Annotated in this window: 24 protein-coding genes; 21 read left to right on the forward strand and 3 right to left on the reverse strand. The window is 65.1% G+C overall.

What is annotated here, in order from left to right; genetic code table 11:
- Positions 1-178 precede the first annotated feature (178 nt).
- Positions 179-1,237: a glycosyl transferase family 90 gene (locus tag ACFOHJ_RS16640; protein WP_378222369.1), complete on the forward strand. Its 1,059-nt coding sequence runs from the start codon at positions 179-181 to the stop codon at positions 1,235-1,237.
- On the opposite strand, the gene hemB is transcribed toward ACFOHJ_RS16640, so the two are convergent.
- Complete coding sequence (hemB, locus tag ACFOHJ_RS16645) at positions 1,227-2,258, reverse strand: porphobilinogen synthase (protein ID WP_378222370.1); 1,032 nt, start codon at positions 2,256-2,258, stop codon at positions 1,227-1,229. The genes ACFOHJ_RS16640 and hemB overlap by 11 nt on opposite strands.
- 151 nt (positions 2,259-2,409) lie before the next feature.
- Between hemB and ACFOHJ_RS16650 the strand changes: the two genes are divergently transcribed.
- The 12 genes from ACFOHJ_RS16650 to ACFOHJ_RS16705 all read left to right on the forward strand — a co-directional run bounded on the left by ACFOHJ_RS16650 (position 2,410) and on the right by ACFOHJ_RS16705 (position 14,823).
- Positions 2,410-3,453, forward strand: a complete 1,044-nt coding sequence (locus tag ACFOHJ_RS16650; RefSeq protein WP_378222372.1) for an enoyl-CoA hydratase/isomerase family protein — start codon at positions 2,410-2,412, stop codon at positions 3,451-3,453.
- Positions 3,450-3,878 (forward strand): DUF6163 family protein, encoded by a 429-nt coding sequence (locus ACFOHJ_RS16655; protein ID WP_378222374.1) that lies wholly within the window; start codon positions 3,450-3,452, stop codon positions 3,876-3,878. The genes ACFOHJ_RS16650 and ACFOHJ_RS16655 overlap by 4 nt, the downstream gene beginning before the upstream one ends.
- A gap of 201 nt (positions 3,879-4,079) precedes the next feature.
- Positions 4,080-4,595, forward strand: coding sequence for a transcriptional regulator LdtR (ldtR, locus tag ACFOHJ_RS16660; RefSeq protein ID WP_378222376.1), 516 nt, complete (start codon positions 4,080-4,082; stop codon positions 4,593-4,595).
- 363 nt (positions 4,596-4,958) lie between these two features.
- Positions 4,959-6,212, forward strand: coding sequence for a L,D-transpeptidase family protein (locus ACFOHJ_RS16665; protein WP_378222378.1), 1,254 nt, complete (start codon positions 4,959-4,961; stop codon positions 6,210-6,212).
- A 169-nt stretch (positions 6,213-6,381) separates the two neighbouring features.
- Positions 6,382-7,695, forward strand: coding sequence for a serine hydroxymethyltransferase (gene glyA / locus ACFOHJ_RS16670; RefSeq protein WP_378222380.1), 1,314 nt, complete (start codon positions 6,382-6,384; stop codon positions 7,693-7,695).
- 229 nt (positions 7,696-7,924) lie between these two features.
- The gene (nrdR, locus tag ACFOHJ_RS16675) at positions 7,925-8,392 is read left to right on the forward strand and encodes a transcriptional regulator NrdR (protein WP_378222382.1); all 468 of its coding nucleotides are present in this window, start codon (positions 7,925-7,927) and stop codon (positions 8,390-8,392) included.
- Positions 8,393-9,517, forward strand: a complete 1,125-nt coding sequence (gene ribD / locus ACFOHJ_RS16680; protein ID WP_378222384.1) for a bifunctional diaminohydroxyphosphoribosylaminopyrimidine deaminase/5-amino-6-(5-phosphoribosylamino)uracil reductase RibD — start codon at positions 8,393-8,395, stop codon at positions 9,515-9,517.
- Complete coding sequence (locus tag ACFOHJ_RS16685) at positions 9,517-10,134, forward strand: riboflavin synthase (protein WP_378222386.1); 618 nt, start codon at positions 9,517-9,519, stop codon at positions 10,132-10,134. Before ribD ends, ACFOHJ_RS16685 begins: the two co-directional genes overlap by 1 nt.
- Before the next feature lie 93 nt (positions 10,135-10,227).
- Entirely contained in the window at positions 10,228-10,722 is a 495-nt protein-coding gene (gene ribH / locus ACFOHJ_RS16690) for a 6,7-dimethyl-8-ribityllumazine synthase (protein ID WP_378222387.1), read from the forward strand.
- On the forward strand, positions 10,719-11,216 hold the full coding sequence (gene nusB / locus ACFOHJ_RS16695; protein ID WP_378222389.1) for a transcription antitermination factor NusB: 498 nt from the start codon (positions 10,719-10,721) through the stop codon (positions 11,214-11,216). The genes ribH and nusB overlap by 4 nt, the downstream gene beginning before the upstream one ends.
- Entirely contained in the window at positions 11,213-12,415 is a 1,203-nt protein-coding gene (locus ACFOHJ_RS16700) for an MFS transporter (protein WP_378222391.1), read from the forward strand. Before nusB ends, ACFOHJ_RS16700 begins: the two co-directional genes overlap by 4 nt.
- Before the next feature lie 263 nt (positions 12,416-12,678).
- The gene (locus tag ACFOHJ_RS16705) at positions 12,679-14,823 is read left to right on the forward strand and encodes a sodium-translocating pyrophosphatase (RefSeq protein ID WP_378222392.1); all 2,145 of its coding nucleotides are present in this window, start codon (positions 12,679-12,681) and stop codon (positions 14,821-14,823) included.
- A gap of 402 nt (positions 14,824-15,225) precedes the next feature.
- On the opposite strand, the gene ACFOHJ_RS16710 is transcribed toward ACFOHJ_RS16705, so the two are convergent.
- Positions 15,226-15,675 carry an outer membrane protein assembly factor BamE gene (locus tag ACFOHJ_RS16710; RefSeq protein WP_378222394.1) on the reverse strand — a complete coding sequence of 150 codons (450 nt, stop codon included), beginning with the start codon at positions 15,673-15,675 and terminating at the stop codon, positions 15,226-15,228.
- Positions 15,676-15,879: 204 nt separating this feature from the next.
- On the opposite strand from ACFOHJ_RS16710, the gene ACFOHJ_RS16715 reads away from it, so the two are divergent.
- The 8 genes from ACFOHJ_RS16715 (at position 15,880) to purU (ending at position 21,696) form a co-directional block, all read left to right on the forward strand.
- A complete protein-coding gene (locus ACFOHJ_RS16715; protein WP_378222395.1) occupies positions 15,880-16,422 on the forward strand; it encodes a ubiquinol-cytochrome C chaperone family protein in 543 nt (180 codons plus the stop codon).
- A 13-nt stretch (positions 16,423-16,435) separates the two neighbouring features.
- A complete protein-coding gene (locus ACFOHJ_RS16720) occupies positions 16,436-16,987 on the forward strand; it encodes a YceD family protein (RefSeq protein WP_378222396.1) in 552 nt (183 codons plus the stop codon).
- A gap of 102 nt (positions 16,988-17,089) precedes the next feature.
- Positions 17,090-18,157: a phosphate acyltransferase PlsX gene (gene plsX, locus ACFOHJ_RS16725; protein WP_378222398.1), complete on the forward strand. Its 1,068-nt coding sequence runs from the start codon at positions 17,090-17,092 to the stop codon at positions 18,155-18,157.
- Between the two features lie 9 nt (positions 18,158-18,166).
- Positions 18,167-19,138 (forward strand): beta-ketoacyl-ACP synthase III, encoded by a 972-nt coding sequence (locus tag ACFOHJ_RS16730; protein WP_378222400.1) that lies wholly within the window; start codon positions 18,167-18,169, stop codon positions 19,136-19,138.
- Positions 19,139-19,237: 99 nt separating this feature from the next.
- Complete coding sequence (locus ACFOHJ_RS16735; protein ID WP_378222402.1) at positions 19,238-19,561, forward strand: integration host factor subunit alpha; 324 nt, start codon at positions 19,238-19,240, stop codon at positions 19,559-19,561.
- A gap of 143 nt (positions 19,562-19,704) precedes the next feature.
- Positions 19,705-20,247 carry a MerR family transcriptional regulator gene (locus ACFOHJ_RS16740; RefSeq protein WP_378222403.1) on the forward strand — a complete coding sequence of 181 codons (543 nt, stop codon included), beginning with the start codon at positions 19,705-19,707 and terminating at the stop codon, positions 20,245-20,247.
- A 75-nt stretch (positions 20,248-20,322) separates the two neighbouring features.
- Positions 20,323-20,625 (forward strand): hypothetical protein, encoded by a 303-nt coding sequence (locus tag ACFOHJ_RS16745; RefSeq protein WP_378222405.1) that lies wholly within the window; start codon positions 20,323-20,325, stop codon positions 20,623-20,625.
- Positions 20,626-20,841: 216 nt separating this feature from the next.
- Entirely contained in the window at positions 20,842-21,696 is an 855-nt protein-coding gene (gene purU, locus ACFOHJ_RS16750; protein WP_378222406.1) for a formyltetrahydrofolate deformylase, read from the forward strand.
- 110 nt (positions 21,697-21,806) lie between these two features.
- Here the strand turns inward: purU and ACFOHJ_RS16755 are convergent, their stop codons facing one another.
- Positions 21,807-21,956, reverse strand: coding sequence for a hypothetical protein (locus ACFOHJ_RS16755; RefSeq protein WP_378222408.1), 150 nt, complete (start codon positions 21,954-21,956; stop codon positions 21,807-21,809).
- Positions 21,957-22,037: the final 81 nt, after the last annotated feature.

Consider the following 22,037-nt stretch of genomic DNA (forward strand, 5'->3'; position numbering starts at 1 on the left):
TGAACCGACGGGTTTCCGCCGGCTACGACTCGCGGTCATCCTAGGAGCGTCCGGGCGCGATTCCAATCGGCCCGGGCATCGTCCGCCCGGATTGGCGCGGCTGATGGCGCGGCGCCGAGGGCTTGCGCCGCCTCGCGCCCATCAACAATTTGTGACGACAACCCGCGCGGCCGATGATATGAGCCGCGAAATGGGGCTTTCTCATCGCCTGACAGTTGCAAATCTGGATCGGACGGCGCGCAGGGTCTTCTATTATGCGCGCAACGCCGTGCGCGACATCGCGCCCAAGAGCCTGTTTCGCCGCCAACTGGACGGGTTGCTGGAACGCGCCATAGAGGGCGGCGCACCGGTGCGGGAGAGGCTCGACTATTACAATAAGCTGACCACATCCTTCACGCCCGGCAGCGAGGCGGTGACGGTCGACAACGTGCCGTGGCGCCGCAGCCGCTATTACTACGACTTCAAGGAATATGTCCGCTTCTTCGATCCCGGCCTGCGGCTGGATGTGAAGTTCGGCGACGTCCGGGTGGTGCCGCCGGTGCCGTCCATCCTCAAGAGCCGGCCGATCGCCGGCGACAATGCCAACAGCGTCGTTCTCAACCTCAACAAGTTCCGGCACTTCCATATGCCGGCCGACAGCGTGCCGTTCTCGGACAAGATGCCGAAGGTGGTCTGGCGCGGTGGTCTCTACAGCCCGATCCGCAAGCGCTTCATGCAGGCCGTCCACGGTCTCGACTTCTGCGATGCGGGCACGCCGTCGCCGAAGGCGGAGGAGCAGTATCGCAAGCCGTATCTGAGCATCGACCAGCAGAGGCGCTACCGCTACATCGTTTCCCTGGAAGGCAACGATGTCGCCACGAACCTCAAATGGATCATGAGTTCCAATTCGCTGTGCCTGATGCCGGAGCCGACCTTCGAGACATGGTTCTGCGAAGGATGGCTCAAGCCCGGTGTCCATTACGTGCCGCTGGCGCCTGATTTTTCGGACCTGGCCGACAAGGTGGCGCATTACGAGCGGCATCCGCAGGAGGCGGAGAAAATCATCGCGACCGCGAAAGCCTACTGCCGGCCGTTCCGCGACCAGCAGTTGGACCGCTCGATCTCGCTGCTCGTCCTCTACAAGTATTTTGTCCTGAGCGGCCAGGTCGAGCCGGATGACGAGATATGGCGCTTCATAACCGACCGGCCTCGCGCCGCCCCGGCAAGGGCGGAGGAGCGCCCGCGCGTCAGCCCTTGAGCATTTCGGCGACCGTCGGCGCGAAATAGGTCAGAATGCCGTCACAGCCGGCCCGCTTGAGGCACAGGAGCGATTCCAGCATCGCCTTCTCGCCGTCGATCCAGCCATTGGTGCCGGCGGCCTTGATCATCGAATACTCGCCCGACACCTGGTAGGCGAAGGTCGGCATCTGCAATTCGTCCTTCACCCGCCGGATGATGTCGAGATAGGGCAGGCCGGGCTTGACCATCAGCATGTCGGCGCCCTCGGCCAGGTCCTGCTCGGCCTCGCGCACCGCCTCGTCGGAATTGGCGTGGTCGAGATAGTAGGTCTTCTTGTCGCCCTGCAGCAGGCCGGCAGTGCCGATGGCGTCGCGATAGGGGCCGTAGAAGGCCGAATGGAACTTGGTCGCGTAGGACATGATGGCGACCTCGGCAAAGCCGTTGGCGTCGAGCGCGTCGCGGATGGCGCCGATGCGGCCGTCCATCATGTCGGAAGGGGCGATGATGTCGGAACCGGCGGCGGCCTGCAGCACGGCGGCGGCCGTCACCTGCTCGACCGTCTCGTCGTTGACGATGATGCCGTCGCGCAAGATGCCGTCATGGCCGTGGCTGGTGAACGGGTCGAGCGCCGCGTCGGTGATGATGCCGACCTCCGGCACCGCCTTCTTGATGGCGCGCGTCGCCCGGTTGATGAGGTTGTCGGGATCGAGGATCGCCGAGCCGGTCTGGTCGCGAAGCTTCATCTCGACATTGGGGAAGGTGGCGATGGCCGGGATACCGAGCCTGGCGGCGCGCTCGGCTTCCTTGACCGCCATGTCCACCGACAGGCGAAAGACGCCAGGCATGGCCTCGATCGGCTCGCGCCGGCCGTCGCCGTCGATCAGGAAGATCGGCCAGATCAGGTCGTCCACCGTCAGCCGGTTCTCCTGCACCAGCCGTCGCGACCAGGGCGCCTTGCGCATGCGGCGCAGGCGGCGCGAGCCGGTGATGTCATCGACGCTGCGCGCGCCGGCGGGTTTTGCGGGGGTGAACTTGTTCATGGCGAAATCTCCGGATGGCCGGGCTTCTACCACGATGCCAGCGACAAGACCAATGCGACATGGTCGTCCGGGATCGGCCGGTCAGCATTGACGCGGCCATGCGCGAGCCTTTAGCACTTGTGGAGGACGCGGTTTAGAGGATTCCCTGCGCATGGATTTTGGTGGTGGCGACGAGATCCGCTTCGAACGCATCGGCCGTGCCGGGGTGGTGACGCTGACCCGGCCGCAGGCGCTCAACGCCATCACCCACAGGATGGTCACGGCGCTGACCAGGGCGCTGCACGCCTGGGAGCACGATGCCGACGTCGCGCTTGTGCTGGTGAAGGCCGAGGGCAGGGCGTTCTCCGCAGGCGGCGACATCGTCCAGGTTTATCATGCCGGTCGGGCAGGGGCGCCGCCGGCGGATTTCTTCGCCGACGAGTACCGGATGAATGCCCTGATCGAAGGGTACAGGAAACCCTATGTGGCGCTGATCGACGGGATCGTCATGGGCGGCGGCGTCGGCATTTCCTGCCACGGCTCGCACCGGGTGATGACGGAAAACGCCCAGTTCGCGATGCCGGAGGTCGGCATCGGCTTCTTCCCCGATGTCGGCGCCAGCCATCTCCTGCCGGACCTCGGCGGCTGCTTCGGCTTCTATCTGGCTCTGACCGGCAACCGCATCCGTTACGGCGATGCGCTGTGGTCGGGCCTTGCCACCCACACCATCAAGGCGGCGGACCAGGCCGGCCTCATCGAACGGCTGACCGAGGTCGGTGACCCGGAGCAGGTGTTGCGCGGCTTCTTCACGCCGGCCCGTCGCGAGACCGAGCGGCCGGTGCTGGAAGCGATCGCCCGGCATTTCTCGCAACCCTCCCTGAAGGCCATTGTCGAAAGCCTCGAACGGGCTGCGCCGGAAGACGAGTTCGCCGCCGCCACGCTGGCGACGATCCGCAAGCGCTCGCCCACCAGCCTTGCCGTCACCTTCCGCGAACTCCGCGCCGGCCAGACGCTGACGATGGCCGAATGCGTGCGCATGGAGTTTCGCATTCTTTGCCGGATGCTCACCGGGCATGACTTCTACGAGGGCATTCGCGCTGCGCTGATCGACAAGGACGGCAGGCCGACCTGGCATCCGCCGAGCCTCGAGGCGGTACGGGGCGCGGAGGTGGATGCCTATTTCGCGCCGCTCGGCGACCGGGAACTGGCGTTGTGAGCGATGACGCCGTCTCCGGCCGCGTGACGCTCGGCCCTTCGCTGGCCGATGTCCTGTTTGCCTGGTTCCAGCGCGTCGTCGCCGCCTACTGCCTCATATTCGGCGCCCTTTACTGGGTGCGGTTGCTCGGCTTCTACTCAGGACCGCTGTGGCGGTTCGATACCATGCCGGTGCACTGGCAGATCGCTTCCTCACTGCTTGCGGTGCTGTTTCCCTTCGCGGCGGCCGGGTTGTGGATGCTCGCCTCCTGGGGGCCGGTGATCTGGTTCCTGTGCGCCGCCACCGAGACGGTGATGTATGCGGGCCTGCCTCGCCTCTTCGGCGAACGCTGGCAGATCGTGGCCACCCATGCGGCGGTGGCGCTTGTCTACATCGTCTTCCGGCTGCTTCTCCACTGGCAGCGGCGGCAGGCGCAGCAGGCCTGAACGGCGCCGGCGATCCGGTCGCTAAATGTTTAGGTTAATCATCCCGTTCGGGGTGACCCTTCATTAAGCCTCTTACCAAGGTGGGTCCCGGTAAGGCCTTGTTAGCCTTGGCGTTTAAGTCGAATTTTATGAGTATTCGATAGTGTCGCGATCAAGGTGAAAAACAAAAAACCACCAGGCGACAAACGAGAGGCAAAGACAATGAACAATTCCCGCCAGGCGCAGAAGTCCGCCCCCGTATCCGACGATCGTCGCGAGGCAATCCGTTCGCTTTACATGGAATCGCTGCAGTTGGTCGAACGGCTGCACCGCCGTCTGCTTGACGTGGTCAAGGATGAATTCGACCGCAACGGCCGCTCCGACATCAACGCCATCCAGGCGCTGCTTCTGTTCAACATCGGCAATGCCGAACTGACCGCCGGCGAACTGCGGTCGCGCGGCTACTATCTCGGCTCCAACGTCTCCTACAACCTGAAGAAGCTGGTCGACCTCGGCTTCATCAACCACCAGCGTTCGCGCATCGACCGCCGCTCGGTTCGGGTCAGCCTGACGGAGAAGGGCACCGAGGTGGCCGAGGTGGTCGCCGGGCTCTACGAACGCCATATCGGCTCGATCGAGCAGGTCGGCGGCATCAACACCGACGAGTTCCAGCAGATGAACCGCGCCCTGCAGCGCCTGGACCGCTTCTGGAACGACACCATCGCCTACCGCATGTAGGCGGCGCTCCGCGGGGAAAAACACGGCAGGACGGGACCACCCGTTCGCGGCATGAGACTCCAGTCACGGGCCGGTGCATAAAAAGCACTGGCCCGCTTTTCTTGGCCGGCCGAGCATCGGCGGGGCGGGCCGCGCCACGTTGCCGCCATATTCAGGTGGAAGCGAGGAAGCTGACCAAACAGGACGAAAAACCTGGGCGGACCGGACCTTGGCCAAAAATGGCGTTGTTTGCGGTTCGCATGGGCATGGTTGGCATATTGTTAAGATTGCCGGCCGAAAATGAGGTCGCCCTCCGGGTTGCGCTTGAGTGGCCGTGAGCATTCCGGCCATCGGAAAAATTGTAAGGGATAGTCTGGAACGTCCATGATCACCAGCCGTCGTTTTTTCTTGTCCGGAGCCTCCGCCCTCGCTGCGACCCTCGTCGCCGGCAGTGCGCGCGCCCAGAACGTCATCGATGACATCCTTAAATCGTCGGGCCGCGGCTGGGACGATACCTTCGACGCCCGCTCGAGCAACAGCGGTGCCAAGGTAGCCTCGACGCTGCCGATCTTCAGCCCGCAGACGGTTTCCTACACCGAGCAGGCGATCGCGCAGTACCAGGGCATCGTCAGCCAGGGCGGCTGGGGCGAAGTGCCGTCCACCAAGAAGCTTCAGCTCGGCGTCGTCGATGCCGACGTGGTGCCGCTGCGCAAGCGGCTGATGGTGTCGGGCGACCTGCCGCAGAACGCCGGCCTTTCGCCGTCCTTCGATTCCTACGTCGATGCCGCCGTCAAGCGCTTCCAGGCGCGCCATGGCCTGCCGGCGGACGGCGTTTTGGGCAAGTATTCCTATCTGGCGATGAACGTGGGCGCCCAGACGCGCCTCGGTCAGCTCCAGACCAACCTGGGTCGCCTGCGCGAGAAGGTCGGCACGCTCGGCGACCGCTACGTGCTGGTCAACATCCCCGCCGCCCAGATCGAGGCGGTGGAGAACAACCGCGTCGTGCTTCGCCACACCGCGATCGTCGGCAAGATCGACCGCCAGACCCCCATCGTCAATTCCAAGATCAACGAGATCATCGTCAATCCGTACTGGAATGCGCCGGTTTCCATCGTGCGCAAGGACATCATTCCGTTGATGCGCAAGGACCCGAACTACCTCAAGGACAGCCATATCCGCCTGTTCGCGCCCGACGGCAGCGAGGTCGATCCGATGAACGTCGACTGGTCGACGGAGGAGGCCGCCAAGTACCGCTTCCGCCAGGACCCGGGCGCCAACAACGCCATGGCGACGGTGAAGATCAACTTCCCGAGCCCGGACGGCGTCTACATGCATGACACGCCGCAGCAAAGCCTGTTCAACAACCTGATCCGCTTCGATTCCTCGGGCTGCGTGCGCGTGCAGAACGTGCGCGACCTCGTCACCTGGATCCTGCGCGACACGCCCGGCTGGGATCGCCAGCATTTCGAGGCGGCGATCAAGACCGGCGAGAGCCAGCCGGTCGCCGTCACCAATCCGGTGCCGGTGCATTTCCTCTACGTCTCGGCCTGGTCGACCGGCCCCGGCGTCGTCCAGTTCCGCGACGACGTCTACGGCTGGGACGGCGTCGACGAGTTGCAGATCACGTCCGCGCTCTGAGCGCCTTTTCGCCGATCATGAAAGAGGCCGCCTGTCAGGGGCGGCCTTTTCTTATGGCGCCGCGCTCCTTGGCGCATTTCGGCCAGCAAATTTCGCGCCGCAAGCGTGGCGGCGTCGCAACATCTGTGTTAATTGCCGCGCAACACCCCGACAGTGAGGAACACCAAGCATGGCCAGTTCAGCGGCAGCCCAAACGACACGTGAAGCCTTCTTCGAGACGCCTCTCGCCGATGTCGATCCGGAAATCTTCGGCGCCATCCGCGACGAGCTCGGCCGCCAGCGCCATGAGATCGAACTGATCGCCTCGGAAAACATCGTCTCGCGCGCCGTTCTGGAAGCGCAGGGCTCGATCATGACCAACAAATATGCCGAGGGCTATCCGGGCAAGCGCTACTACGGCGGCTGCCAGTTCGTCGACGTGGCCGAGACGCTGGCCATCGAGCGCGCCAAGAAGCTGTTCGACTGCAACTTCGCCAACGTGCAGCCCAATTCCGGCAGCCAGATGAACCAGGCCGTGTTCCTGGCGCTGCTGCAGCCGGGCGACACCTTCATGGGCCTCGATCTCAATTCGGGCGGCCACCTGACCCACGGCTCGCCGGTCAACATGAGCGGCAAGTGGTTCAAGGTCGTTTCCTACGGCGTGCGCAAGGACGACCACCTGCTCGACATGGACGAGATCGAGAGACTAGCGCACGAGCACAAGCCGAAGCTGATCCTGGCGGGCGGCACCGCCTATTCGCGCATCTGGGACTGGAAGCGCTTCCGCGAGATCGCCGATTCGATCGGCGCCTACCTGATGGTCGACATGGCCCACATCGCCGGCCTGGTGGCGGGCGGCGTGCATCCATCGCCGCTGCCGCATGCCCACGTCGTCACCACCACCACGCACAAGAGCCTGCGCGGCCCGCGCGGCGGCATGGTGCTGACGAACGACGAGGAGATCGCCAAGAAGATCAACTCGGCCGTGTTCCCCGGCCTGCAGGGCGGCCCGCTGATGCACGTCATCGCCGCCAAGGCCGTGGCCTTCGGCGAGGCGCTGAAGCCCGAGTTCAAGCTCTATGCGCAGAATGTCGCCGCCAACGCCAAGGCGCTGGCCGAGAGCCTCAAGGAAACCGGCCTCGACATCGTGTCGGGCGGCACCGACAACCACCTGATGCTGGTCGACCTTCGCCCGAAGAACGCCACCGGCAAGCGCGCCGAGCAGGCACTGGGCCGCGCCAACATCACCTGCAACAAGAACGGCATTCCCTTCGACCCCGAAAAGCCGTTCGTCACCTCCGGCGTCCGCCTGGGCACGCCGGCCGGCACCACGCGCGGCTTCGGGCAGGCCGAGTTCCGCGAGATCGGCAAGCTGATCGCCGAGGTTCTGGATGGGCTCAAGGTCGCCAACTCCGACGAGGGCAACGCCGCCGTCGAGGCTGCGGTGAAGGCCAAGGTCGTGGCCCTGACGGATCGCTTCCCGCTCTATCCGTATCTCGGCTGAGCCGACCTATAGAAATTTCCGGGCGGCCTCGCTATCTCCGGGTAGCGGGGCCGTTCTCATGTTTGCACCCGTGCCGAAGGGTCTTAAAGCGTGTCGCGATCTTCCAGATTCGCTGCGGGCGCTTTAAGTTCTTGATTTCAAGCATGTCTTTATCCCGAAATCGGGACCGCTTTCGGGAGACATGCTATAAGCCTTCGGTGTTGAAAGAATCGCGAGACGACCGACCGCCATGCGCTGCCCCTACTGCCAGTCCGAAGATACGCAAGTGAAGGATTCCCGCCCCGCCGAGGATGGGGCTGCCATCCGTCGCCGGCGCGTCTGCCCCGATTGCGGCGGCCGCTTCACCACCTTCGAGCGGGTGCAGTTGCGCGACCTCGTCGTCGTCAAGAAATCCGGCCGCAAGGTGCCGTTCGACCGCGACAAGCTGCTGCGGTCGGTCGAGATCGCCGTGCGCAAGCGCAACGTGGACCCCGAGCGCATCGACCGCGCCGTCACCGGCATTGTGCGCCAGCTCGAAAGTTCCGGCGAAACCGAGGTGACCACCGGCGAGATCGGCCGGCTGGTGATGGAGGCGCTGAAGTCGCTCGACGACGTCGCCTATGTGCGCTTCGCATCGGTCTATCGTAATTTCCGCGAGGCCAAGGATTTTCACGATGTCCTGGGCGAGTTGAAGGGCGAAGACGAGGACGCCGGCTGAATGGCGGCTGCGAGCAATCCGGTTCAGGAAGCCATCGACCGCCGCTACATGGCGGCGGCGCTCCGGCTGTCGCGCAGGAATCTCGGCCGCACCGCCACCAATCCCTCGGTCGGCACGCTGATCGTGCGCGACGACGGCGCCGGGCCGATGATCGTCGGCAGCGGCGTCACCGCCATCGGCGGCCGGCCGCACGCCGAAGCGGAGGCGCTGGCCGGGGTCGGCGAACTCGCCCGCGGCGCGACAGCCTATGTGACGCTGGAGCCGTGTGCGCATCACGGCCGCACGCCGCCCTGCGCCAACGCCCTGGTGAACGCCGGCATCGCGCGGGTGGTCGGTGCTGCCAGCGATCCCGATCCGCGCGTGTCAGGCAAGGGCTACGCCATCCTGCGCGCCGCCGGCGTCGAGGTGGTGGAGAAGGTACTGGCCGCGGAAGCCAACGCGCAGTTGGCCGGCTATTTGATTCGATCCCTCAGGAAGCGCCCGGAAGTGACTCTGAAGCTTGCGCTTTCGAGCGACGGCAAGATCGGCCGGCGTGGCCAGGGGCAGGTCACCATCACCGGCGAGATCGCGCGCCGCGAGGTGCAGATGATGCGGGCGGAGGCGGATGCGATCCTGATCGGCATCGGCACCGCGCTGGAGGACGACCCGGCGCTGACGGTAAGGCTGCCGGGTCTGGAGAACCGGTCGCCGGCGCGCATCGTGCTCGATCGCGACCTGCGGCTGCCGGAAACGGCGAAGCTGGTCGCCGACGTCGATCGCGTGCCGCTTCACCTTGCCGTCGGCGAGGGCGTCGACCTGCAGCGCAAGGCGGCGTTCGAGCGTCGTGGCGTGCGCTTCATCGGCACCGATACGCATAACGGCGCCATCGCCCTGCCGGAACTGATGGAAGACCTTGCCGCGCTCGGCATGGCGACCGTCCTGGTCGAGGGCGGAGCCGCAACCGCCAGCGCCTTTCTCGCCGACAGCCTGGTCGACCGCATCGTGCTGTTTCGCGGCGTGGACGAGATCGGGGCCGACGGCATCGCTTCGCCGATCAATGAAGGAAGCATCCCGTCCGGGTTCACGGCGACACGCGAAATGCGCTTTGGCGACGACATCTGCAGGGAATGGGTGAGGGCTTTGTAATGTTTACCGGGATCGTCACCGACATCGGCAAGGTCGCGCAGGTGAAACCGCTGAAGGAAGGCGTCGGCCTGCGCGTCGAAACCGCCTATGACCCGGCGACGATCGCCATCGGCGCCTCCATCGCCTGCGGCGGCGTCTGCCTGACCGTCACCGCGTTGCCGGAGGAAGGCTCGAATGCGCGCTGGTTCGAGGTCGAGGCCTGGGAGGAGGCGCTGAGGCTGACGACGGCGGCGGGGTGGCAGGCCGGCACCCGCATCAACCTCGAGCGGGCGCTCAAGATCGGCGACGAACTTGGCGGCCATATCGTTTCCGGCCATGTCGACGGCATGGCGACGATCGTGGAACGCAAGGACGAAGGCGACGCCGTGCGCTTCACGCTGGAAGCGCCGCGCGAACTGGCGCGGTTCATCGCGCCGAAGGGGTCGGTCGCGCTGGACGGTACGTCGCTGACGGTCAACAAGGTCGATGGCCTGCGCTTCGACGTGCTGTTGATCCACCATTCGCTCTCCGTCACCACCTGGGGCGAGCGCAAGGCGGGCGACCGCGTAAATCTCGAAATCGACACCATGGCGCGTTATGCCGCACGGTTGGCGGAAGCCGCCGCACAGGGCTTTTGAGCCGGGCAGTCGTTTTGACGCACTGTCTCCGTTCGCGGCGCTTGCGCACCGCGCGGCTTCGGCTTAAGTCACCCGCTCTTTCGGAGAGCATCAATGGCTGGCACATCCCAACACGGCAAGGCGTTCATTCGCCCGCGCAAGAAGGCGCACCTGCTCATCGTCGAGGCCCGTTTCCACGACGAACTGGCCGATGCGCTGCTGGACGGCGCGACCCATGCGCTGGAGGAAGCCGGCGCGACCTACGAGGTGGCGACGGTGCCGGGTTCGCTGGAAATTCCGGCTGTCATCACCTTCGCGCTCGACGCGGCGGCGAACGGTGGCACCGTCTACGACGGCTTCGTGGCGCTTGGCACGGTCGTGCGCGGCGATACCTATCATTTCGACATCGTCGCCAATGAATCGAGCCGCGCCCTGATGGATCTTTCGGTGCAGGAAGCAGTCGCCATCGGCAACGGGATCCTGACCACGGAAAACGACGAGCAGGCATGGACGCGCGCCAGGCGCAGCGAGGGCGACAAGGGCGGCTTTGCCGCGCGCGCCGCGCTGACCATGATCGCGCTCAGGGAACGGTTTGGAGAAGAGGCGTGAGCGAGGAGCCCGCATCGTCCGGTCCGGCGCCCCGCCAGGCCAACAAGCGCGGGGCCGCGCGGCTTGCCGCGGTTCAGGCGCTTTACCAGATGGATGTCGCCGGCAGCGGCGTCCTCGAGATCGCCGCCGAATACGAGGCCTTCCGGCTCGGCAAGGAAGTGGACGGCGCGCTTTACCGCGAGGCCGACGCGCAGTGGTTTCGCGCCATCCTGTCGGGCGTCGTCGAGAACCAGAAGACGGTCGATCCCGTCATCCGCCAGGCGTTGACGGAAGACTGGCCGTTGTCGCGGCTGGATTCCACCCTGCGCGCGATCCTGCGGGCCGGGGTATACGAACTCATGAAGCGCGCCGACGTGCCGACCGCCGTCATCGTTTCGGAATATGTCGATATCGGCAAGGCGTTCTACACCGAGGACGAGCCGAAGCTGGTCAACGCGGTGCTCGACCGCGTTGCGCGCCGGGTGCGCGGAGAAGGGCGGGGCAAGGGCGCGTGAAGGCCGGGGCGCAGGGCGAGGCCCGCCGTGTAGCCTTCGTCCTGTCCGCGGCACAGGCCGTCCTGGGCTCCGCCGGGCCTATCTGCTTTGCGCTCGGGGCGCTGGCCGGCCACCTCATGCTGGGGCCTGACAAGTCGCTGGCGACCGCGCCGCTCACCGGCTACAGCGTCGGCCTGGCCGTCGGCGCCTTGCCCGCAGCCTGGGTCATCCGCAAGCTCGGCCATCGCGACGGCTTCCTTTCGGGGGCAGGGATTTCGGCCGTAGGCGGGCTGATCGCGGCGATCGCCCTGTTCCATATGAGCTTCTGGGGCTTCACCTTCGGCTTGTCGATCGTCGGTTTCGGCAATGCCTTCGTGCAGCAGTTCCGCTTCGCCGCGGCAGACAGCGCGCCGCCGGAATTCAAGGCCCGCGCCATTTCGCTGGTTCTGGCCGGCGGCATTATCACCGCGGTGCTCGGGCCGCAGACGGTCATCTACACCCATGATCTCCTGGCGCCGGTGCCGTTTGCCGGCTCGTTCGTCGCCATCGCGGTGCTGGCGGTGGTCGGCGGCGCGATCCTGTTCCTGCTGCCCGCCCGCTCGGCGGTGAAGGCGCACGAGGCTGTAAAGGATGCCGGCCGCCCGCTGCTGCAGATCGTCATGCAGCCTCGCTATGCGGTCGCCCTGGTGTGCGCCGTCGGCTCCTATTCCATGATGACCTTCGTCATGACCGGCGCGCCGCTCGCCATGGTCGGCTGCGGCTTTTCCTCGGACGAGGCGACGCTCGGCATTTCGTGGCACGTGATGGCGATGTTCGGGCCGAGTTTCTTCACCGGCCGGCTCATCCACCGCTTCGGCGCGCCGGCTGTCGTCACCTGCGGCTTTGCGCTGCTGGTCGGCTGTTCGGCCGTGGCGCTGTCGGGCATCGCGCTGTGGCAGTTCTGGACGGCGCTGATCCTGCTCGGCCTCGGCTGGAATTTCGCCTTCATCGGTGCGACCTCGATGGTGGCAGCGGCCTATCACCCGGAGGAGAAGGGCAGGGCTCAGGGCTTCCACGATTTCGTGCTGTTCTCGACGGTCGCCTTCGCCTCGCTGATGTCGGGCGCCGTCTATAATGCCTGGGGCTGGGAGATGCTGGCCGCGATCGTCCTGCCGGTGACGGGGCTGTGCCTGCTGCTGCTCGGCGCGCAGCGCCTGGCGGACGCCCGCAAACCTTCCTGATGCGCCGGCCAAAAAACCGCCGACCGAATCACCTGGCGCGCATTCTCGGCTTTCAATCGATCTAAAGAAATACCGCTTGCGAAAAGCGCGTCGAAGCCCGCGCTTTCGGGTGAAAGCCGGGCAAAAACTCAACAATTTCTTGACGTTCGGCTGCCTGTTTCGATAAGTCGCAGGGGAGGTTCGGATTCCCTTGGGGAAAACGAAGCCGTGTCTCACTGGCCCGGAGAGGGGTTCTTCGGACCGTCAATCGAGGAAACTAGGCCATGACCATGCTTTACGTCGTCATCGCCTGCGGCCTGCTTTCAGTCCTATACGCCATCTGGGCGACACGGTCGGTACTTGCTGCCGACCAGGGCAATGCACGCATGCAGGAAATTTCCGCGGCCATCCGCGAAGGTGCGCAAGCCTACCTTGCACGTCAGTACACCACGATCGCCATCGTCGGCGTGGTCGTCTTCCTGCTGGCCTGGTGGCTGCTTTCGGGTGTCGCCGCGATCGGCTTCCTGATTGGCGCGGTGCTGTCGGGCGCCGCCGGCTTCATCGGCATGCATGTGTCGGTCCGCGCCAATGTGCGCACTGCGCAGGCGGCTTCCAACAGCCTCGCCGCCGGCCTCGACATCGCCTTCAAGTCGGGCGCCATCACCGGCATGCTGGTGGCCGGCCTCGCCCTGCTCGGCGTCTCCGTCTACTACTTCATCCTTACCGGCGGGCTCGGCTACGCGCCGGGCAGCCGCGACGTGGTCGACGCGCTTGTGGCGCTGGGCTTCGGCGCCTCGCTGATTTCCATCTTCGCCCGTCTCGGCGGCGGCATCTTCACCAAGGGTGCGGATGTCGGCGGCGACCTCGTGGGCAAGGTGGAAGCCGGCATCCCGGAGGATGATCCGCGCAACCCCGCCACCATCGCCGACAATGTCGGCGACAATGTCGGCGACTGCGCCGGCATGGCGGCCGACCTGTTCGAGACCTACGCCGTGACGGTCGTCGCGACCATGGTTCTGGCGGCGATCTTCTTCGCCACGGCGCCCAACCTCGCCGAAATGATGCTCTACCCGCTCGTCATCTGCGGCGTCTGCATCGTCACGTCGATCGTCGGCACCTTCTTCGTCAAGCTCGGCTCGAACGGGTCGATCATGGGCGCGCTCTACAAGGGCCTGATCGTTACCGGCATCCTGTCCATCGCAGGCCTGGCGATCGCCAACCAGATGACCATCGGCTGGGGCGACATCGGCACCGCCAACGGCATGACGCTGACCGGCACCAGCCTGTTCATCTGCGGCCTGATCGGCCTCGTGGTGACCGCGCTGATCGTCGTCATCACCGAGTACTACACCGGCACCGACAAGCGCCCGGTGAACTCCATCGCCCAGGCGTCGGTAACCGGCCACGGCACCAACGTCATCCAGGGCCTTGCGGTTTCGCTGGAATCGACGGCTCTGCCGGCCATCGTCATCGTCGGCGGCATCATCGCCACCTACCAGCTCGCCGGCCTGTTCGGCACGGCGATCGCCGTCACCACCATGCTCGGCCTTGCCGGCATGATCGTGGCGCTCGACGCCTTCGGCCCGGTCACCGACAATGCCGGCGGCATCGCCGAGATGTCGGGTCTGCCGCCGGAAGTGCGTCATTCGACCGACGCGCTCGACGCGGTCGGGAACACCACCAAGGCCGTGACCAAGGGCTACGCCATCGGTTCCGCCGGCCTCGGCGCGCTGGTGCTGTTCGCCGCCTATTCCAACGACCTGCAGTACTTTGCCGCCAACGCGGCGCAGTACCCGTACTTCTCCGACCTCGGCACCGTGTCGTTCGACCTGTCGAACCCGTATGTGGTGGCCGGCCTGATCTTCGGCGGCCTGATCCCCTACCTGTTCGGCGGCATCGCCATGACGGCGGTTGGCCGCGCGGCGGGCTCGATCGTGGAGGAAGTGCGCAAGCAGTTCCGCGAGAACCCCGGCATCATGAAGGGAACGTCGAAGCCGAACTATGCGCGCGCCGTCGACCTTCTGACCAAGGCGGCGATCAAGGAAATGATCATCCCCTCGCTGCTGCCGGTGCTCGCGCCGCTGGTCGTCTATTTCGGCGTGCTGCTTATCTCGGGCTCGAAGGCATCCGCCTTTGCCGCGCTCGGCGCCTCGCTGCTCGGCGTCATCGTCAACGGCCTGTTCGTCGCCATCTCGATGACATCCGGCGGCGGTGCCTGGGACAACGCCAAGAAGTCGTTCGAGGACGGCTTCACCGACAAGGACGGCGTCAAGCATCTCAAGGGCTCAGAAGCGCACAAGGCTTCGGTGACTGGTGACACCGTCGGCGATCCCTACAAGGATACGGCCGGCCCCGCCGTCAACCCGGCGATCAAGATCACCAACATCGTCGCGCTGCTGCTCCTTGCCGTGCTGGCGCACTCCGCCTGATCGAAGGCCGGTAGAAACCAGAAACCCGCGGGAGCGATCCCGCGGGTTTTTCTTTGGGGGCAGGGGGGTTCGGCCGCCGGGCGATCCCTGGCTTGCCCACGAAAGGACTCCGAGGGGAATCGCTCCGGTTCAGTCAAGCGATGAAACGTTTCAGGCCGTGCGACAGGGGCCGTCATTCCGGGGCCGCGCAGCGGAACCCGGAATCCAGAGTGGAGACGCTGGCGGTCTCCCGAAGGGGTCTCTGTTTCGGGTCAAAACCAGCCCAAAGCGTATGGAGCGAATCTGAAAGATCGCGATGCGCTTCAAGCGGTTAAGGTAGGCGTGCTGGATTCCGGGTTCCGCTGCGCGCGGCTCCGGAATGACGGTGATCGCTCTTGTGTGGGGCTGGCTGGCCGACCCGTATCAGCCGCTGGGCAGGCTCGGGGCGAGGCTGCCGGCGCCCTTGATGACCTGCGCGAGGAAGTTCTGGTCCTTGCCGCCGGTCGGCGTCGTGCGCGACACGAAATCGAAGACCTTGCCGTCCTTCAGGCCGTAATTGGCGATCTGGGTGACGCGGTTGTCGGGGCCGAAATAGACGGCCAGCACCTTCTGGTCGACAAGCTTGGGTTTGGCGAAGGCGACGGGGCGCTTGCGCGTCTGCGAAATGTAGTAGAACACCTCGTTGTCGAAGGTGGCCGTGGTCGAGGGCGTGCCGAGGGCCAGCAGCACCTGTTCGCGGCTTGAGCCGACCGGAACGAGGTCGAGCGTCTCCTGGTCGACGATGTAGCCCTGGGTGAGGGTCTGGCTCGGGTTGAGGTCGCCGAACGTCTTGGACGAATTGCAGGCGGTCAGGACCGATGCCGCAAGCAGCATCGACACCATTCCCAACGACAGGGGAGAGCGGGCCTTCAGCGCCAAAACGGGTTTCGCTGGACGGCTTGGCTTGAAATTTTGCTCGCGCAACAACAACTCCATCAGATTGGCCGGCTTGCACGGCGCCGCAAAACCGGTAAACCAGCTTAGCTGCCGATGCAACAACACCACCGTAACAAAGACCCCCTCGGGAGTTCGTTCCCCATGTTCAAGCGCCTGTTTGGCCGCGAACGCCAAGCCAATCGCGCGATCACCGAGGCCCTGTACGGGGAGATCGTGGCAGCGGCGCGGCAAAGCCCATTTTATTCGGACTGGGGCGTCCCCGACACGCCGCTCGGCCGTTTCGAGATGCTGTCGCTGCATATGTTCCTGTTCCAGCATCGCATGCGCGGCGAGGAAGGGGCTTCGCAGGCGATCGCCCAGATCCTGATCGACGAGTTTTTCCTCGATATCGACCATTCGCTGCGCGAACTCGGCATAAGCGACATCGGCGTGCCCAAGCGCATGAAGAAACTCGCCAAGATGTATTACGGCCGCACGGCCGCCTACAGCGATTCGCTGGACCGTGGCGATGTCGCCTCGTTGGCCGCGGCGCTGACCCGCAACGTCCGGCCCGATACCGAAGCCTGGCCGGAGGCCGGCGCCCTTGCCGATTACGTGCTGCGGGTTGAAAAGGACCTGGCCTCGCAGCCGTCCGCGCAAATCCAGGCCGGGAAACTGTCCTTTCCTGCCGCCCATGCGGCATGAGGAGGAATTTGCGATGCACGAAACACCGATAAAAAGCCCGGTTTCCTTCCCCGTCCATGTCGCGCGGCTGCCGCAAAAGGGCGTGTCGCTGACGATCGAGGCCGATTCTGTCCAACTGGCGGCGCTGGCCGAGGAGCATGGCCTGCTTTCCGTGAAGGACTGGCGCGCCGAACTGGAAGTGAAGCCGTGGAAGCGCAACGGCGTGAAGATCGCCGGCCGCGTCCGTGCCGACATCGTCCAGGCCTGCGTCGTCACGCTCGACCCGCTCGACGCCCATATCGACGAGGCAGTCGAAGGGCTTTTCCTGCCGGAGGATTCCAAGCTCGGCCGCGAGGGATTCGGCCACGCCGGAGAGATTCTTCTCGATGCCGACGGGCCGGACAGCCCGGAAACCTTTTCCGGCGATACGGTGGACGCCGGCGCGCTCGCCGAGCAGTTCTTTGCGCTTGCGATCGATCCTTATCCGCGCAAGCCGGGCGTCAGCCTTGGCGAGGCCGCGGACGACGCCGAACCGGTGGAGAACGAATTCCAGAAAAAGCTGCGCTCGCTGCTTGGAAAATCCTGAAAGCTGGAAGATGGAAGAGAATGCCGGTTGTGTGGAGGCGCAAAACCGCTATTTTCGCGGTATCGCCGCGAGGGCCGGGGCAAACCGTGAGATGAATTTCGAGTGATCAGGATTTCCATCGACGCCATGGGCGGCGATCACGGCCCGGACGTGGTCGTGCCGGCTCTGGCAACCGTCGCGACACGCCGCCCCGATATTCGTTTCATCGTTTATGGCCGCGAAGAGATCGTCGGGCCCATCCTTGCGCGCTTTCCGAAGCTTGCCGGGGTAAGCGAACTCATCCATTGCGAAGTCGCCGTGCGCATGGACGACAAGCCCAGCCAGGCGCTGCGCAACGGCCGCTGGAAATCGTCGATGTGGAAGGCGATCGAGGCGGTGAAGAACGGCACGGCGGACGCATGTATCTCGGCCGGCAACACCGGCGCGCTCATGGCGATGTCGAAATTCTGCCTGCGCACCATGGCCACCATCGATCGTCCGGCCATCGCCGCGATCTGGCCGACGCTGCGCGGCGAAAGCGTGGTGCTGGACGTTGGCGCCACCATCGGTGCCGATGCGCACCAACTCGTGGACTTCGCCATCCTGGGCACCGGCATGGCGCGCTCCGTGTTCGGCGTCGAGCGCCCCACGGTCGGCCTGCTCAATGTCGGCGTCGAGGAGATCAAGGGGCAGGAGGAAGTCAAGGACGCGGGGCGCATGCTGCGCGAGGCCAACCTGGCTTCGATGGACTATCGCGGCTTCGTCGAGGGCAACGATATCGGCAAGGGCACCGTCGACGTGGTGGTGACGGAAGGCTTTTCCGGCAACATCGCGCTCAAGACCGCCGAAGGCACCGCGCGCCAGTTCGCCCAGTACCTGCGCGAGGCGATGAGCCGTACGCTGATGGCGCGGCTCGGCTACATCCTGGCCCGCAGCGCCTTCAACCGGCTGCGCGAGAAGCTCGATGTCGGCCGCTCCAACGGCGGTGTCTTCCTCGGCCTCAACGGCATTGTCGTGAAAAGCCACGGCGGCGCCGATGCGAACGGCTTTGCCGCGGCGGTGGAACTAGGTTACGACATGGTGCGTAACCGCTTGCTCGACCGCATCGAAGCCGACCTCGACTTGTTCCACGCACGCAATCCCAAGGCCGCCTCGCTCCAGAGATCCGGGGCCGAGACCGAAGAAGAATAGGACAGACCCTTGATCAGATCGCTTGTGCGAGGCACTGGTGCTGCGCTGCCTCGCCGCATCATGAAGAATGCCGATTTCGAAGGCATGGTGGAGACGTCGGACGAGTGGATCGTCCAGCGCACCGGCATCCGCCAGCGCCATATCGCGGCCGAAGACGAGACGACGGCCTCGCTGGGCGAGGCGGCGGCGCGGGGAGCTCTTGCCAATGCCGGCCTGACGCCGGCCGACATCGACCTGATCGTGCTGGCGACCTCCACGCCCAACAACACCTTTCCCGCGACCGCCGTCGAAATCCAGAACCGGCTCGGCATGCACCATGGCTTCGCCTTCGACATGCAGGCGGTGTGCTCGGGCTTCGTCTATGCGATGGCGACCGCGGATGCCTATCTTCGCGGCGGCCTGGCTAGGCGCGCGCTGGTGATCGGCTCCGAAACCTTTTCGCGCATTCTCGACTGGAGCGACCGTTCGACCTGCGTTCTGTTCGGCGACGGCGCCGGCGCTGTGGTGCTGGAGGCGGGCGAGGGCGCCGGCACGGTTGCCGACCGTGGCGTGCTGGCCGCCAGCCTGCGCTCCGACGGCGTGCACAAGGACAAGCTCTATGTCGACGGCGGTCCCTCGACCACGGGCACCGTGGGGCATCTGCGGATGGAAGGCCGCGAGGTGTTCAAGCACGCGGTCGGCATGATCACCGACGTCATCGAGGCGACCTTCGCCGAGGCCGGCATCACCGCCGACGACCTCGACTGGTTCGTGCCGCACCAGGCGAATAAACGGATTATTGACGCTTCGGCCAGGAAGCTTGGGATTGCCGAGGAAAAAGTGGTGGTGACGGTCGACCTGCACGGTAATACATCGGCGGCATCCGTGCCGCTGGCGCTGTCGGTGGCCGTGGCCGACGGCCGCATCAAGAAGGGCGACCTGGTGCTGCTCGAGGCGATGGGCGGCGGCTTCACCTGGGGCGCGGTGCTGGTTCGCTGGTAGGGGGCAGAACCCGTCGGTTCGGTCCTTGACCTTGCCGGATCAATTACTTACGCTGTAGCGTTTCCTGAATAGTTTGTTTTATGCGGATGGGACGGTTGCATGGGGGGAAAGACACTTACGCGCGCCGACCTCGCTGAAGCCGTCTACCGCAAGGTAGGCTTGTCCCGTACCGAGTCGGCTGAACTGGTGGAAGCGGTCCTCGACGAGATTTGCGAGGCCATCGTGCGCGGCGAGACCGTAAAACTGTCCTCGTTCGCGACCTTTCACGTCCGCTCGAAGAACGAGCGCATCGGGCGCAACCCCAAGACCGGCGAGGAAGTGCCGATCCTGCCGCGCCGGGTGATGACCTTCAAGGCATCCAACGTGCTGAAGAGCCGCATTCTGCGCGCGCATCAGAACAACAAGGCCAAGACCGCCAAGTAGGTCTGGGTAGGCATGGCGTCCGCTTGCGGTTGATAACGCGCCGCTCAAGCGATGCGAGGCTTGAATATTGCCACGCAAACGGTTGAAATAAAGCTCGATTCGACCATCATGTGTGGTCGTCGTCCAGCGTGAGGATTCCGCCCATGGACAAGAGCCCGGATGCATTCCGCACCATCAGCGAGGTTGCCGAGGAACTCGACCTGCCGCAGCACGTGCTGCGCTTCTGGGAAACGCGCTTCACCCAGATCAAGCCGATGAAGCGTGGCGGCGGCCGCCGTTATTACCGGCCGCAGGATGTCGAACTGATCAAGGGCATCCGCACCATGCTTTACGACCAGGGCTACACCATCAAGGGCGTGCAGAAGCTGCTGCGCGAAAACGGCAACCAGTTCCTGGTGGCGATCGGCAATGGCGACATGGCGGCCGTCGAGGCGATCGCCCAGCGCAAGCAGGCCGATGCGGTGCCGCTGACGCCGGCAGCCCAGCCTCGCGGCGCCGACGACGAGATGCTGGTCGGCCAGCCCAAGGTCAAGCCGAGCCGGCGCTTCTTCGGCCTCGGCAAGAGCGATGAGGAAGGCCCGGTCCAGGCCGACGAGGGCAGGCTTTCCCGCGACAACCGCGCGCTGCTGCAGGAAGCGCTGTTCGATCTCCTGGAGTGCAAGCGCCTGCTGGACCAGGTGCGCTGACCCTTCGCCGTGGCGGCTGGAACCATCGGGTCCACCAGCCGTTAGGCTTCCTTCTCGCAACGAAGGAAGGCAAGCATGGCATCGTTCTCCGACATGACCGATCTGGACCTCGACCGGCAGATTTCGTCCCTTTCGAGGGAACTGGCGGCCCTTAAGAAAGCCGCGGCGAAGCGGGGCGGCGCCTATTACGAGGAAGGCAGGCAGGCGGCGCAGGATGCCTATTCGGACCTCGCCGGGCGCATCGGCGAACATCTGCCGGCGTTGCGCAGCCATGCAAGGGCCATCGAAGGCACGGCCCGCCGGCACCCCGCCACCACCGCCGCCATCGGCCTGGCCGTGGTCGGCCTGCTCGCCGCCACCCTGCTCAGCCGGCGCTGAGACCGGATACCGACGCAAGGCGCGTCGAGGGCACCGGGTTGCGAACGAATCCGGTGCCCTTGTTTTGCGGCGAACAATTAGCGGAAACCCGGCGCAAAGCAGCGTTAAAGTGTCGCCAACGTCACCACGGCGCTTTTGGTCATGGTATAGGAATCGCGTCGTCCCGGGTCGGACGGCAGCCCGCCCGCATTCCGAATTCAACCGAACGAGTAGCCCATGACTGATCGCGCCTTCATCTTGACGCTCACTTGCGTCGACCAACCCGGCATCGTTTCCGCCGTGACCACGGAACTGGCCTCGATCGGCGCCAACATCGCCGAGAGCAACCAGTACTGGGACCGCCAGACCGGCCAGTTCTTCATGCGCATCGCCTTCACCGTCAATTCCGACAAGACCGGCGAGGAGATCAATCGGGCGCTGAAGCCGGCGCTCGACCGGTTCGAGATCAAGGCGGCGCTTACCGACCGCTCGCGCAAGCCGCGCCTCATCATCATGGTCTCCAAGTTCGACCATGCGCTGCTGCACCTGCTCTATCAGGTGAAGGTCGGCTGGCTGAACGCCGAGGTGGTCGCCATCGTTTCCAACCACGAAGACAGCCGCGCCACCGCCGAGCTGGAAGGCGTGCCGTACCATTATTGGAAGGCCACGAAGGACAACAAGCCGGAACTGGACGAGAAGCTGCTCAACCTCGTGCGCGAGACCGACGCGGACCTGGTTATCCTGGCGCGCTACATGCAGGTGCTGTCCGACACCATCTCCAAGCGGCTCTACGGCAAGGTGATCAACATCCACCACTCGTTCCTGCCGTCCTTCAAGGGCGCCAAGCCCTACCACCAAGCCTACGAGCGCGGCGTGAAGCTGATCGGCGCCACGGCGCACTACGTCACCCCCGACCTCGACGAAGGCCCGATCATCGAGCAGGAGACCGAACGCGTCACCCACGCCATGACCGCCGAGGATTTCGTCGCCGCCGGCCGCGACGTCGAAAGCCGCGTGCTCGCCCGCGCCGTGAAGTCCCACGTCGAGGCGCGCGTCATGCTGAACGGCCACAAGACCGTCGTCTTCGGATAAGGGCGCACGGGCCCGCGCGGCCCGCCTTCTTCCGCAAGGACAGGAAAAGAAAAACCCGGCCGGTGGCCGGGTTTTTTTCATGCGCGGGTGCGGCTTTCGCGCAAGCCGCGCTACACGAACATCATCAGGACGATGGCGCCGATGATGATCATGATCAGCCCGCCGATCAGCATCGGCAGAAGCGTATTGTCCTCGTCGGCGCCGCTCGCCGCCTGGGCGGTGCTTACGACGGGTCGCTTTTTGTCGGCGTCTTCAGCCATTTGCCTATTCTCCAGCCAGCCGAAACGAACAGCCGCACCGAAGGTGATACGAAATGGCCGCGTCCTTCTTTGCGCTAAAGC

This window comes from Aquamicrobium soli, from assembly GCF_042646345.1.
In the GTDB taxonomy this organism is placed as follows: Bacteria; Pseudomonadota; Alphaproteobacteria; order Rhizobiales; family Rhizobiaceae; genus Mesorhizobium; species Mesorhizobium soli_A.